This is a genomic window from Actinomyces sp. Z16 (assembly GCF_003111765.1).
In the GTDB taxonomy this organism is placed as follows: Bacteria; Actinomycetota; Actinomycetes; order Actinomycetales; family Actinomycetaceae; genus Actinomyces; species Actinomyces glycerinitolerans.
This window is the reverse complement of record NZ_CP027862.1, coordinates 1,519,352-1,533,277: the sequence shown is the minus strand read 5'-3', so window position 1 is coordinate 1,533,277 and position 13,926 is coordinate 1,519,352. Positions and strand designations below refer to the sequence as shown.

Below are 13,926 nucleotides of genomic sequence, written 5' to 3'. Positions count from 1 at the left end.
CCGGTCAGGCGGCCAGCTCGGTGATGACCGCTTCGGCGATCATGTCGGCCGCCATCGCGTAACCGGCGGCCGAGGGATGGAAGCCGTCGGCGGCCCAGAAGTCGTCGACCAGTTCGCAGTGGGCGACGTCCACGTAGGGCACGCCGTGCGCCTCGCAGATCGCGGCGGAGGCGTCGGTCTGCACGTCGGTCCATTCGCGCAGCACCGCGCGCAGGGTGGGCCGCAGGGCGGGGCTCTTGTACAACTGGCCGGCGGAGCAGGCGACCACATGCGGCGCCACAGCGGCCGCGCCGTCGAGCACCGCGTTCAGGTCCTCCTCCCATTCGGTCAGCGTGCGGCGTGCCATGAGGTCGTTGGAGCCGGCGCACACGAAGACGACGTCGGCGCCGTCGAGCTCCGGCAGGAAGCGGTAGCGGACGCGGCGCATGGTTGCGCCCAACCGCGCGTGTGTGGACCAGTGCACGTCGCGACCGGTCCCGGCGGCGACTTGCCGGGCGATGCGCGGCACCAGCGCCTCGGACTGGTCATCGACGCCGGAGCCGGCCACAAGTGAGTCGCCAATGGCCTCAAAACGGAGCGGGATGCTCTTCATCTGACTGTCCGCCCCTGGCGTTGCGTCTCCGTCCGGGGTGACCAGGCCGAAGCGCTCCCCGGGCGGTTCGGGCGCCAGGTGGACGGTGTGCTGCGCCAGTGCCGCCTCTGCCGCCGCAATCGGTCGACGGGCGGCACGAAGCAGGGATACCGGGACCGTGCGGGGCCGGGATGGGTCGGGGTCAATGGGATTCACGAACTGGCAGTCTAGTAACTTATTCTCGGAGCCGTCGTTGGGCAACGCCGACCGTTCGGGCAGCGCGGCTCAGTGCAAAAGCCCCAAGACCAGGAACACAACGGCGATCAGTGGGAACGCCCCCTGCTTGAGCGCAGCCTGGCGGTGTGCCGGGGACTTCAGGGCGAGTACCAGCGCGGCGGCGAGCATAGAGCCCGTACCGTAGAGGGCCAGGGCGCTGCCCGCGGTGTGCCATGCGCCGGAGCTCAGGGCCATGAGGGCGACGCCGGCCAGGGCCTCCACCGCGAGGAACAGGTTGTAGAAGCCCTGGTTGTAGGCGTAGAAGGCGTGTGGTCTGGCTTCCTTGGGACTTCCGCCGAAGGTCTTGCGGGCGAGCGGACCCTCCCAGGCGATCGACTCCATCCAGAAGATGAGCATGTGCAGGGCTGCGGCGAGGACGGCGGCTAGAAGGCCGATGACGAGGAGTGCATTCACGGGCCGAAGCTTAAGGGGGGTGGTTGGTGATGCCGCGGCGCGGGCCGGGCGGCGATTCGGAAGTCGCCGCTCCGCGGATCCCGGTCAGCCCGTGATGAACTTAAACGCGACCACCAGCACGATCGCGTTATAGAAGAAGGCGAAGACGGAGTGAACCGCCACTGTCCAGCGCAGGCGGCGAGAGGTCACGGCGACGTCCGAGGTGGCGAAGGTGGTTCCCACGGTCAGGGAGAAGTACACGTAATCGGTGAGATCCGGGTCCGCTGTGCCCGGGAACTGCAGGGCCGGCCCGAACAGGTGGTCCAGACGTTCGTAATGCCGGGCATATCCCAGGTGGAGAAGCGCCCAACCGAGCATGGCCGTGAGTATCGTAATCACCGTGGCGACGATTTGGAGGGCCCGAGTCAGGGCACTCACCTGCGCCGCGCCGTTGATGACGGCCAATTGGTCGATCAGTTCCTGTGGAATGTTAATTCCGGTCAGCACATTGACCAGACCCACGAGCGCCGCTATTGCCGGGGAGGTTCCCAGCAGAGCGATCAGCCAGCGGGGAAGGTTGAGCGCAGGCTCCTGGATTTCGCCGTCGTCCGCCAGCACCCGGCGTCGCCACGCGGCCCAGGCCACGATCGCAACGTAAACCAGCGCAACCAAGACCCAGGCGGCCGAGCAGTACGCGGCCAGCTCACTCTCTCCTCCGAATACGGCCACCAGCCCCAGAATGACGAGAACCGCCTCCACGACAAGACCGAAAACGCTCGATCGCTTCATGGCCGAAGCCTGCCACGAGCCGTGGCCGACATGCGTGTAGGTCCTTGAGGCGTGGCGGATGCGGGGTTCAAAGGCCGAGGCGCTCAGCCACCTCATCGGTGTAGTCCCCGGCAACGGCCTCCACCCGATTGCCCTCGGGATCGAGCAGAACCGCCTCGTAGTAGCCGTCGCCGGTTCGGCAGACGGCACGTTGCCCGGCGGCGCCACTACGCCGCCGGGCAACGATGTCTACTTCGATCGTCTGGCCGCAGTCAGGCGAACCGCCCGGATCACTCGTCCGCGGCGGACGGGTGGGTCATGTCGGCCGGGACCACCCAGGCGTCGAACTCGGCGGCGGTGACGAAGCCCAGCTCGAGGGCGGACTCGCGCAGTGACAGGCCCTTCTTGTGCGCGTTCTTGGCGATCTTGGAGGCCTTGTCGTAGCCGATGTGGCGGTTGAGGGCGGTGACCTGCATGAGGTTGGAGTCCAGGTTGGCCTGGATCTTCTCCCGGTTCGGCTCGATGCCGTAGGCGCAGTGCTCGTCGAAGGACACGCACGCGTCACCCAGCAACTGGATGGACTCCAGCACGCACCAGGCCATGACCGGCTTGAACACGTTGAGCTGGAAGTTGCCCTGGCTGCCGGCGAAACCGACGGTGGCGTCGTTGCCGAAGACCTTCGTGGCGACCATGGTCATGGCCTCACACTGAGTCGGGTTGACCTTGCCGGGCATGATGGAGGAGCCGGGCTCGTTCTCGGGGATGATCAGTTCGCCGATGCCGTTGCGAGGACCGGAGGCGTACCAGCGCACGTCGTTGGCGATCTTCATCAGGGCGTCGGCCAGCACCCGCAGAGCACCGGAGACCAGCACCAGGGCGTCGTGAGCGCCCAGCGCGGCGAAGAGGTTGTCGGCCTGCTTGAACTCGATGCCGGTCTCCTCGCTGATCTTCTTGGCGGCCAGCTCCCCGAACTTCGGGTGCGCGTTGAGGCCGGTGCCGACGGCGGTGCCGCCGATGGCGAGTTCACGGGCACGGGAGTCGGCGTAGCGGATGCCGTCCAGCGCGAAGTCGATCTGGGCGACCCAGCCGGAGATGACCTGGCCCAGACGGATCGGGGTGGCGTCCTGCAGGTGGGTACGACCGACCATGACGACGTCGTCGAACTCCTTGGCCTTGGCGTCCAGCGTGTCGCGCAGCTGCTGCACCCGCGGGTACATGGCCGCCAGCTCGGAGACCACGGCGATGTGCATGGCGGTGGGGAAGGTGTCGTTGGAGGACTGGCCGCGGTTGACGTGGTCGTTGGGGTGGACGGGGGTCTTGGAGCCCATCTGGCCTCCGGCCAGCTCGATGGCGCGGTTGGAGATGACCTCGTTGGCGTTCATGTTGGACTGGGTTCCCGAGCCGGTCTGGAAGACGACGAGCGGGAAGTGGGAGTCGAGCTCACCGGAGATGACCTCGTCGGCCGCCTGGGCAATCAACTTCGCGATGTCTTCGGGCAGCTCACCGAGCTCGGCGTTGGCCAGGGCGGCGGACTTCTTGAGCACGCCCAGGGCCCGGATCAGCGGGTGGGACAGGACGAAGGTCTCGCGGCCGATGTCGAAGTTGTGCAGAGAGCGCTCGGTCTGCGCACCCCAGTAGCGGTCGGAGGCGACCTCGACGGTGCCCATGGAGTCGGATTCGGTGCGCGTCGTCGCGCCGGTGGAATTCTCAGGTGCCATGGTCCAAGGCTAGCCGGATGCGGACGCGTGCGGGCGGGGACGGGCGTCCTATGTCCGCACTTGCGGGCCGTGAGCTGCACAGCGGTGCGCCCCGGAGGCGGACGGGGCCACTCCCCCGCCCGAGTCCGGGGTGCATCCCGCCCGCGGTTCTAAAGGGCGGCCAGCACCGCCTCAATGCCGGCGGCGAGGGTGCCGTGAGCGGCGGCGACCAGGCGCACGACCTCATCCGGGTCGGTAGGAGCAGCCGCGAAGGAGAGGTCGGACACCACGCTCATCCCGGACACGCGCACGCCCAACTGGTGCAGGGCGATCGCCTCCAGGATGGTGGACATGCCCGCACAATCGGCCCCCAGGGACGCCAGCATGCGGGATTCGGCCAGGGTCTGGTACTCCGGGCCACGCACCATGGCGTAGACGCCGGCACGCTGGGTGTGCCCGCGCAGAACGGCGGTCAGCTGCGGATCCCACAGCTCACGCTGGTCGACGAACACGGTGCCGTCGAAGGGCGAGGCGCCGGAAAGGTTGAGGTGATCGGTGATCGTCATGACGTCACCGATCGCCCAGTCGCGTAGGCAGCCGTTGGCATTGACCAGGACGGCGGCGCGTACGCCCGTGGCGGCGGCGGCCCGGGCCAGGGCGACGACGGTGCCGGGCCCGCGTCCCTCATACAGGTGGGTACGGCCGTGGGCCACCAGCACACGCAGGCTGCGGGGCGCCGTCGTCGGGCTTCCAACCTCGTCAAGGCCGGAGGACGGGCGCCACTCGTAGGAGTCGAGCCGGTCTACATGCCCGGGTGCGATGGGGCCGACGACGCCGGGCAGGTCGGAGAGCGGCAGCGACGCCGTCGGCGCGCCCCAACCGTCAAGGGCGGTGTCGGCGCCGGATCCGAGCACGACCAACACGTCGTGGTGGGCAGCGCCGGTGCGCCGGGCGATCTGGTGGGCGGCCTCCACGGCGGGGCCGGGACCGTCCCCGCCACCGGACTCGGTGAGGGCGACGAGCAACTCGGCGGGAACGCCGTCGGGCCCCGAAACTGGCTGTGGGAGGGAGCCGGTGGAGCTCATGCGCGCTCCCCCGCCCGCTCCTGGACGCGCACGCGCCGCCGACCGAGCAGCAGGTGTCCGAGCAGGCCGATCAGCAGCGCTGCCAGCACGCCCAGGTTCGCGCCGGCCCAGGTGCCGTCCCGGCCGCCCAGCGGGCCCAGCAGATAGCCCTGCCAGCTCAACCAGGAGGCGGCTGAGTTGACGACCAGGCCCCAGCCGACGCCGGCCCCGAGGACGACCAGCGCGATCGCCTCCAGGTTGGCCGAGCCGTAGACGCCGTCGGGCGTGAACAGGGCGGCCTCGTCATAGTCGCGTCGGCGCAGGCACACCTCGGCGAGCATGACGCCCGCCCAAGCCGCGATCACCACCCCCAGAGTCGTCAGGAATCCCTGGAAGGGTCCCAGGAAGTCGTCCGCCCCGAAGATGACGGCGATGGTACCCACGGTCATGATGGTGGCATCGATGGAGGTGGCCACGTGCCGCTTCACGGGCAGGCCGGTGGCGAGCAGCGACAACCCGGAGGAGTACAGGTCCATGATGATGCCGCCCGCGAGCCCCAGGATCGCCACGACGGCGAAGGGGATCAGGAACCAGGGCGGCAGGATGGTGGTCAGCGCGCCGATGGGGTCGGAGTCGATGGCGGTGCCGAGCTCGGGGTCGGAGCCGACCAGCATGATGCCGGCGATGACGAGGACGACGACGGGCAGCGAGGAGCCGATGGTGGTCCACGCGATCACGCCGCCGGTGGAGGCGCTGCGCGGCAGGTAGCGGGAGTAGTCGGCGGCGGCATTGACCCAGCCCAGGCCGAAGCCGGTGGCGACCATGACCAGGGCGCCGATGAAGGCCGCGGCCGAGCCGGCGGGCAGCGCGGTAAGCGCCCCGAAGTCGATCTGCGGGGAGACCAGAATCAGGTAGATGACGGTGAGTATGCCCGTGGCCCAGGTGATCCATGTCTGCACCCGCATGATGGTGTCGAAGCCGAGGATGCCGGCGCTGGCCGCAAGTCCCACGGTCAGCAGGAAGCCGACGATCTGGGCGCCGAGTTCGTTGTGCCAGCCCAGGGCCTGCAGCACCGTGGCGGAGGCGAGGGACGCGGACACGCACAGCACCGTCTCCCAGCCGACGGTGAGCATCCAGGAGATGGCGGCGGACAGGCGGTTGCCGTGGTAGCCGAAGGCGGCGCGGGACAGGGCCAGGGTGGGGGCGCTGCCGCGCTTGCCGAGCACGGCGATGAAGCCGCACAGCATGAAGGAGACGATCACCCCGACGACGCCGGCGACGACGGCCTGCGCAAAGGAAAGGCCGAAGCCGAGCACCCAGGCGCCCCAGGACAGGCCGAGCACCGAGATGTTCGCGGCGAACCAGGGCATGAACAGGTCCCGGGGGCGGCCCTTGCGCTCGGATTCGGCGATCACGTCCAAACCGGCGTTCTCAATCCGGGAACTGGCTGAGTCCGCGTCAGCGGCGGTTTGAGGGCCAGGCACGGCGGCGGAAACCGGGGAATCGGGTGGAGAGGATGGGGCGTCTTTCATGGCGGGAATCTACCGCAAAGGAACGCGATGCCCGGGCAGCAGAAGGCCCCGGCACCTGCTGGTGCCGGGGCCTCCGGAGTGGTAGCGGGGGCAGGATTCGAACCTGCGACCTCCGGGTTATGAGCCCGGCGAGCTACCGAACTGCTCCACCCCGCGTCGTGGTTAGTACTTTAGTCCGGCGGCCGTCGGGACCGCAAACCCAGGCGACGTGCCCTTCCTCACCACCAGTCGGCATGACCGACGACCGCGCCGAATCGACTCCCCGATGCGAGAGGCAGTGAACACGCGCACCCCGAGCTCTAGTCGAGTCGGAAGACCGTGCTCGGGATCTGGTAGCGATAGTAGACGCGTTGACACGCATGACAGGGCCCGACCAGGCTTCCACCCGGCTCACGAATCTTCACTGTCCGTACCAGGTCGTGTGCGGCGTCGGGTCCCACTTTGTCAACCGCATCGGCGAGCATCTTGTAGGCGGCGTCAACCTCATAACTCCACTTCGCGAAGGGACCACCGTTGCGTATCGCATTGTCCAGCCACGACTCGTACCAGCCGGTGAAGGAGGAGGCGACGGGCACCATCGAGCCATCGCACGCACGTGCGTCCAGCCAGACAATGTTCTCCGCAAGCTCAAGGACCCACTCCGCCCCGCATCCGGCATCGGCGAGATGCACCCATCCAGATTCCTCGCGTCGCACGTTCAGTCCGTAGCCGGGACCGGCCCCAGAGCTCGCAACGGTTGCCATGAAGCGGCGCATGTCCTCCGGAAGGTCGGCATCAGCGGGGGCGGTGTCTCCCAGCTGCATACCATGGGTGCGTCCCCCGAGCCACCAGGCCTCCGAGTCCGGGTTGTCGCGGCAATGCCGGAGCAGGTTCAGGGTGCTTTGCAGACCATCACGAGTCAGCGGGGGTGCGGGCTCCAGCGGGACGAGCAGAGCCCATTCGCGGAGCATGCGCACACCCGGCTCCGCGCTCGGCAACCGGCTCAGAACGGCGGTTGCCGCGGGCCAATCCGCTGCGCCGAGTTTCACCTCCGCACTGACGCGTGGGCCGACGGCCAAGAAAGTCCCGAGCGAGACGACGTCGTCGAGACGGGTCGCCGGAATGGTGCCCGATTCCAGTACTCGGCGTGTCAGCGCGCACGAACCGCCAAGTTCCGCGCGGAAGGAAGCGACCTCCTCCGCGGGCACGCTGATGCCCCGGTCCAAACCGCCTGTGGTGATCCGGTAGCGTCTGCCCCCGACAGTCGCGTCATACTGCTCGACGTCGGGTGCGGGTGTGCGGATGCGTTCGGGATGCCCGAGAGCAGTCAGGAGGACGGGCCCGAAGGCGCAGGCCCAGTTGCATCCCGCAGCCACCACTGCCTCCAGGTCCGTGTCCCCATATCCGCTGGCGGTGACTAGCGCACCGCTGCGCCCCATCACCGCGCCACGAATACTCATCCATGCGAACGCACTTGCCGGCCTTCGCGGAATGATCGGTTCAACAAAGCAATCAATTGCGGGCAGCCCCGCACCGAGGTGAACGGTGACGCACTCACCCTCCTCGGTTACGGACGCGCCGTCGAAATGACGGGCGACGGTCTCGGCCAGAGTCCGGGATGGCGAAGGCATGACCTCGTGAGCGTCCATTCCTCTATTACAACAGACGTCGGCTTCAAGCATCCGACACCTGCGATTGCCACCGGTATCCGCGCATCACTTGAGCCGGCGCCTACGAGATGAGGCTGGAACGGCCGGCGGGGAGAGGACATGCGTCCTCTCCCCGCCGTCACGCGGACGTCCGTGTCAGCCGCTCACCCCTGGGCGTCGAGCTGCTGCTGGGCGGCGACCGCCCGGTTCAGCGCCTCGGTCAGCCGGTCCTGGGCGTCGCCGTAGGCGGTCCAGTCCCCGTCCTGCATGGCCTGCTCGGCGTCGTCCATGGCGGTCTGCGCGTCCGACAGGGCCGTGGACAGGTCGGCGGCCGGATCGCCGGAACCGGTCGGAGCGGTGCTGGCGTTTGCGTCGGCGGTCGCCTCCGGCGTGGCCGCCGCACTCGCCTGCTCGGTCGGCGCAGCGGTGGGCACGGCCTGGTCGGCGCCTTCTTGGGCCTCCGCCGAGGTGTCGTTGGCGGCTGCGGCATCGCCGTCGACGGCCTCCTCCCCGGTGGTGGCGCCCGAGTCGCCGCCGAACACCTGGTCCAGCGCCTCGGACAGGGTCTCGGCGAAGCCGACCTGGTCGCCGAAGGAGACCAGCACCTCGCGCAGCAGCGGGTACTGCGTGCCGGAGGAGGCCTGCACGTAGACCGGCTGGACGTACAGCAGTCCGCCGCCCACCGGCAGGGTCAGCAGGTTGCCGCGGATGACCTCCGAGCCCTGCTGCGAGAGCAGGTTCAGCACCTGGGAGACGGTGGCGTTGGAGTTGAAGTTGTTCTGCACCTGCCCGGGTCCGGACACGTTCGATGAGCGTGGCAGTTCCAGCAGCCGCAGCTTGCCGTAGTCGGGATTGCGTCCGCCGTCCTCACCACCGGCGGTCTCGGAGTCCACGGCGAGGAAGCCGGTGAGCACGTTGCGGTCGGTGTTGCCGCCGATGATGTAGACGCTGGACAGGGAGAAGGTCGCCTCGTCCTGGTCGGGCATCTTCAGCGTCAGGTAGTAGGGGGCCTGCGCGTCGTCGCCGGACTTGGTCGGGTCGTCGGGCACCTTCCAGAAGTCGCCGCCGGAGTAGAAGTCCTCCGGGTCGGTGACGTGGTAGTTGGCCAGCACGGTGCGCTGCACCTTGAACAGGTCCTCCGGGTAGCGCATGTGCGCCATCAGGTCGCTGCTCATCTCGCTCATCGGGGTGACCGAGCCGGGGAAGACCGCCTTCCAGGCGGCCAGGATCGGGTCGTCCTGGTCCCACTCGTACAGGGTCACGGAGCCGTCGTAAGCGTCGACGACGGCCTTGACCGAGTTGCGCACGTAGTTGGACTCCTCTGGGGCTCCCAACAGCGCGGACTCGGAGGTCGCGTCGCTCATCGTGTCCTCCAGCGACTCGTGCTGGGAGTACGGGTAGTTGTTGGTGGTGGTGTAGCCGTCGAGGATCCACACGACCCGCTTGGGGGTGGAGGCGTCGTCGTCATCGTCAACCACCGCCGGATAGGGGCTGCCGTCCAGGGTGAGCCACGGGGCCACCTCGGCGACCCGGTCCGCGGGGTTGCGGTTGTACAGGATCTGTGACCCGCTGCGCACCTCCTGGGAGAACAGGATGTTCATCTCCTGGAAGCGCACGGCGTACAGCAACCGGTTCCAGGGGTTGGACACGTCCGGGCCGCCATCACCGGTGAAGGTGGTGTTGACCTGACCGGACTCCGCCGCATCATCGGGGTAGTCGAGCTCGCGCGGGTTGCCGCCGTCGTCGCCCCCCACGATGGAGTACGACGGCGAGGCCTGGCCGAAGTAGATGCGCGGCTCGTACTCCCCCAGGTCACCGACCGAGGGGATCCCGCCCTCCCAGAAGGAGGGGTAGCCGCCGGAGGCGACGGTATTGCCGTAGGCGGTGACCACGCCGTAGCCGTGTGTGTAGACGGTGTGCTCGTTGACCCAGGTCCGCTGGTCGGCGCCCAGACCGTCGAGGTTCAGCTCGCGCACTGCGATCACGGTGTCCCGGCTGGTTCCGTCGATGTTGTAGCGGTCGACGTTCAGCGAGGACGGGAAGGAGTAGTACTGCTTGTTCTGCTGCAACTGCCGGAAGGTCGGGGAGACCAGGTTCGGGTCCAGCAGGCGGATCGACGTCGTGGACTCGGCATCCTCCAGCAGCTGTCCGGCCTCGGCGGTGGTCTTGGCGTCGTAATTGCTGGTTTCGATGTCGTCAAGCCCGTACGCGGTGAGTGTGGCCTTGATGTTGCGGTCGATGTAGGCCGCCTCCTCCCGTTGCGCGTTGGGATTGACCACGAATCTCTGAATAACGGCCGGGTAGGCGGTGCCGATCAGCAGCGCCGAGACGATCATGACGGCGACGCCGGTGATCGGCAGCCGCCAGGAGCTGGTGCGCACGGAGAACAGGAACAGCAGTGCCACCACCACGCTGATCGCGGCCAGAATCGCGCTGGCGGGGATGGAGGCGTTGACGGTGGTGTAGCCCGCCCCGTCGAACTTCGAGTTGGAGGCGTACAGGGCGGAGTAGCGTCCCAGCCAGTAGGAGCCGCCGCGCAGCAGCGCGAACAGGGCCAGGAACACCGTCATGTGGATGCGGGCCGCCCGGGTGAAGTGCGGGGTGCGGGACACGGAAATGCCGCCGTACAGGTAGTGGACCACCACGGAGCAGATGCCCGCGAACACCACCACCCGCGTCAGGTAGGACACCACCAGTTGCAGTACCGGCAGGATGAACACGTAGAACGACACGTCCAGTCCGAACTGCGGGTCCGTGGTTCCGAAGGACTGGGCATTTAGGGCGAGCAGCACCTCCCGCCAGCGGGGAGCGACGTCCCAGGCCGAGCTGATCAGGGCCAGCACCGCCGGCACGATCCACGTCAGCTGCCGCTGCATGGGCTCAACCGCAGAGCGGTAGGCCTCCAGGTTGCGGGTCGCCTCATCCCGCGGCAGGCCGATCTCGCGAGCGCGGTACGCCAACCGTATGGCCGCGAAGACGGCGAAGAACATAATGACGAAGCCGATCACGAACATGGCGCCCGCGGCGATCCACTGGGTCCAGATCACCCGGGAGTAGCCCAGCTGGCTGAACCAGAGCACTTCCGTCCAGGTGCGTGACAGGAACCCGATGACGATGGCCAGCAGGGCGAGGATGCCGATGGTCAGCCCCAATGGCCCAGGGCGACGGCGCCCCCCAGCCCCGCTTCTGCGGACAGGCGGGGTGGCGGAACCCGAACCGCCGCCGGGACGCCGATGCCGCCGCGGCACGCCGCCCGCGGCGCTGCGCTGCCGGGAGGCGCCCAGGCCGAACAGGGCGGAGGGGTCAAAGGCCGCGGCGAAGGGACCGGACTCCTCGGGCTCGTCCGCGTCGTCGTCCCCGGTGTCGTCCGGCTCGTGGGGCGACGACGACGTCCCCGCGCCATCGCTCGCGCCGCGGCGGATGAACGGGTCTTCAGGGCTGTCGGACTGGAAGAAGCCGCCGCGTACGCGGTCATCGCGGCTGCCAGTCTCGGAGGAGTCGGCGGAACCGGACTCGTCGTCGGGCTTGTCGATAGGATCGTCGTCGGGCCTGGTGCTCACGCTCACGCTCCGTGTCGTTCCGTGTCATTGTGCGTGCGCACTGGGCGCACAGCGGCCGGCGCCGGTGGCGCCACCGCGGCCCATCGTTGCACAGGTCACGTCGACCTCACAAAATTCAGTCCATCCATAGGTGTCGCTGCGCCGGCTCTAAGCAACGGCGGCTATTTCACGCGGGTACGTAGTCGCCCATTTGCGGGGCCGCCGGGCCGCTGCGATCCCCAACCGGTGGGTGATGAGACGATGAGGTCATGAGCGATCAGTTGCCCCCGACCACCTCCCCCAGCGCGACCACGCCACGCCAGGCCGCCCTCGTGCGTCTTGTCGCCCAGCTTGAGGAACATGTGGCTCGGGCCGGCTGGGACGCGCCCGTCGGCGTCTTCGCGCTGGTGCGCACGGCGTCCGCGCTGAAGCAGGACCCCGCCCTGGAGCGGATGCTCGATGCTGCCGCGCTCGCCGAGGCCCGTACCGCCCCGGAGGCGCTGACTGCGATCGAGCAGGGGGACCTCCCACCCGCGAACAGCCTGGAGGAGCTGTTGGCGGGCATCGTCTGGCCGGATGAGGTCGATGGCACGGCCGTGGCCACGGAACGCGTGGTACTGCCCGCCGCGGCGGAGCAGGCGGCGGCAGCGATCGAGGACCCGCAGGAGCGCGCCACCTACCTCATGTCCCGGCCGGACCGGGATGACGTGCGCATGGTCGTGGGCGTGCTGCGCTCCGGGGAGTCCTGGTGCGCCGTGCGCGCCCGCTCGCATGACTCGGCCGGCGAGGTAGCGGGTGGTGCCGATCTGGTGCCCGGCCTGGTGGAGGCGCTGCGCCGCACGCTGCAGTAGCCGCGCCGCCCGAGCCGGCACCATCGCGACCGGCCTCAGCGGCAGCGGATATTGCTACCGACCTCGGCGAGTCTCAGGCGCCGGGTTCGTCAGCGGAGTCGTCGCCGGGGTCGTCGTCGGAGCGGTCGGTGTCCTGGCCCCCGGGGCCGGCGTCGGCATCCTTGGCGCCGTCGGCGTAGCCGAGCGTGCCGTCCAGCAGCGAGGCCAGGTCGGCATCCATCTGTGCATCCATCTCCTGGGCGGCGCGCCGCATGGTCAGGAAGTCGTCGGGGTGTGCCAGTTCGGCCGCCGTCGGCACCACGTCGGGGTGACGCCAGAAGGCGTCCCGCTCGGCATCCCCCAGCTCCGCACCCAGCTTCTCCCACAACCGGGCGGCCTCGCGCACGCGCCGGGGCCGGAACTCCAGGCCGATCAGCCGGGAGAAGACCTGCTCGGCCGGCCCGCCCTGGACGCGGCGGCGGCGCACCATCTCGCGCAGCGCGACGGCGAGCGGCAGGTGGGGGCCAGGGCGCGGGCGGATACGACCTCGACCCACCCCTCGACCAGCGCCAGCAGCGTCTCCAGGTTCTCCAGGGCCTCCTTCTGCGCGTCCGTCTCCTGCGGGGCGAACATGCCCGACTCCAGGGCCGCACGGATGGCCTCGGGATCGTTCGGATCGACCTGGGCAACCGCCTGCTCGACGGCGTCGACGTCGATGACGATGCCGCGCGCATAGGCCTCGACGGCGGCGAGCAACTGGCTGCGCAGCCAGGGCACGTGGGCGTACAGGCGGGCGGCGGCGGCCTCCCGGACCGCCAGGAACAGCCGCACCTGCTCGGCATCCGCCTCCAGTTCGGCGGCGAATGCGGCCACATTGGTGGGCACGAGCGCGGTGCCGGGCTCACGGGTCAGGGGCAGGCCGACGTCGGTGGCGGCCACCGCCTCTCGCCCGAGCTCGCCGATGGCTTGGCCCAGCTGCAGGCCGAAGGCGGTGCCGGCCATGGAGCGCATGAGTTTGCCCAGCGCACCCATCTGGGCGGCCGCGGCGTCGGAGTCGGACAGTCGGCCGATCTGGTGCTCCAGGGCGTCGGCGAGCGCGGAGGTGGCTGCGTCGGCGACCGGGGCGCACACGTCCTTCCACACGGGCAGGGTGCGCTCCACCCACTGGGAGCGGCTCCAGGCCTCGCGCGGCCCCGGGGCGGGCATGAAGTCGGTGGCGGCGTCGAGCCAGAGATCCGCGACCGCCAGAGCGCTGCGGGTCTGCTCGGCCTCGGCGGCGGTGACCACCGGGTCGCCGTCGCTGCGGACGGTACGCAGGGCCAGGTCCTGCCCCATGTTCCAGTTGACGGCGCCGGTGCCCGCACCGGTGAACAGCTGCTGCATCTGTGCCTGCAGACCGCCCAACTGGGCCGGGGTGAGTTTAGACAGGTCTCCCATGCCGCTCATTTGTGCCAGCTGGTTGGGGTCTACGCCGGAGGCCCGCAACGCGCCCACCGCGTCGGCCGCCATCTGTGGGCCGAACATGGCGGCGAGCATCTGCTCGATCTCCTCGAAGGGGTCCTCGCTCATGGGTTCCTCTCGGTGATTCCGGCGCGTGTGCGCCGCTGCCCGGGCCGCGGGGCGGCCGC

At 69.1% G+C, this 13,926-nt stretch carries 9 protein-coding genes, 1 tRNA gene and 2 pseudogenes; 1 reads left to right on the top strand and 11 read right to left on the bottom strand.

Annotated elements, in window-relative coordinates:
• Positions 1 to 4 precede the first annotated feature (4 nt).
• The 10 genes and pseudogenes from C3B71_RS06305 to C3B71_RS06260 all read right to left on the bottom strand — a co-directional run bounded on the left by C3B71_RS06305 (position 5) and on the right by C3B71_RS06260 (position 11,489).
• Positions 5 to 787 carry an SGNH/GDSL hydrolase family protein gene (locus C3B71_RS06305; RefSeq protein WP_234416152.1) on the bottom strand — a complete coding sequence of 261 codons (783 nt, stop codon included), beginning with the start codon at positions 785 to 787 and terminating at the stop codon, positions 5 to 7.
• Positions 788 to 856: 69 nt separating this feature from the next.
• Positions 857 to 1,261 carry a DUF1304 domain-containing protein gene (locus tag C3B71_RS06300; protein ID WP_073328117.1) on the bottom strand — a complete coding sequence of 135 codons (405 nt, stop codon included), beginning with the start codon at positions 1,259 to 1,261 and terminating at the stop codon, positions 857 to 859.
• 84 nt (positions 1,262 to 1,345) lie between these two features.
• Positions 1,346 to 2,029 carry a DUF1345 domain-containing protein gene (locus C3B71_RS06295; protein ID WP_234416151.1) on the bottom strand — a complete coding sequence of 228 codons (684 nt, stop codon included), beginning with the start codon at positions 2,027 to 2,029 and terminating at the stop codon, positions 1,346 to 1,348.
• 67 nt (positions 2,030 to 2,096) lie between these two features.
• Positions 2,097 to 2,204 (bottom strand): annotated as a pseudogene (locus tag C3B71_RS16400) (VOC family protein); the annotation flags it as partial.
• A 94-nt stretch (positions 2,205 to 2,298) separates the two neighbouring features.
• Positions 2,299 to 3,726 carry a class II fumarate hydratase gene (gene fumC, locus C3B71_RS06285; RefSeq protein WP_073328112.1) on the bottom strand — a complete coding sequence of 476 codons (1,428 nt, stop codon included), beginning with the start codon at positions 3,724 to 3,726 and terminating at the stop codon, positions 2,299 to 2,301.
• A gap of 149 nt (positions 3,727 to 3,875) precedes the next feature.
• A complete protein-coding gene (locus C3B71_RS06280) occupies positions 3,876 to 4,790 on the bottom strand; it encodes a purine-nucleoside phosphorylase (RefSeq protein WP_108966850.1) in 915 nt (304 codons plus the stop codon).
• Entirely contained in the window at positions 4,787 to 6,301 is a 1,515-nt protein-coding gene (locus C3B71_RS06275) for a purine-cytosine permease family protein (RefSeq protein ID WP_108966849.1), read from the bottom strand. The genes C3B71_RS06280 and C3B71_RS06275 overlap by 4 nt, the downstream gene beginning before the upstream one ends.
• A 79-nt stretch (positions 6,302 to 6,380) precedes the next feature.
• Positions 6,381 to 6,457, bottom strand: a tRNA-Met gene (locus C3B71_RS06270).
• 143 nt (positions 6,458 to 6,600) lie between these two features.
• Positions 6,601 to 7,740 (bottom strand): SMI1/KNR4 family protein, encoded by a 1,140-nt coding sequence (locus C3B71_RS06265; protein WP_234416150.1) that lies wholly within the window; start codon positions 7,738 to 7,740, stop codon positions 6,601 to 6,603.
• A gap of 353 nt (positions 7,741 to 8,093) precedes the next feature.
• Positions 8,094 to 11,489 (bottom strand): UPF0182 family membrane protein, encoded by a 3,396-nt coding sequence (locus C3B71_RS06260; RefSeq protein WP_199912588.1) that lies wholly within the window; start codon positions 11,487 to 11,489, stop codon positions 8,094 to 8,096.
• Between the two features lie 248 nt (positions 11,490 to 11,737).
• On the opposite strand from C3B71_RS06260, the gene C3B71_RS06255 reads away from it, so the two are divergent.
• The gene (locus C3B71_RS06255; protein ID WP_108966845.1) at positions 11,738 to 12,319 is read left to right on the top strand and encodes a PPA1309 family protein; all 582 of its coding nucleotides are present in this window, start codon (positions 11,738 to 11,740) and stop codon (positions 12,317 to 12,319) included.
• A gap of 73 nt (positions 12,320 to 12,392) precedes the next feature.
• Here the strand turns inward: C3B71_RS06255 and C3B71_RS06250 are convergent.
• Positions 12,393 to 13,867: pseudogene (locus tag C3B71_RS06250) on the bottom strand (zinc-dependent metalloprotease).
• Positions 13,868 to 13,926: the final 59 nt, after the last annotated feature.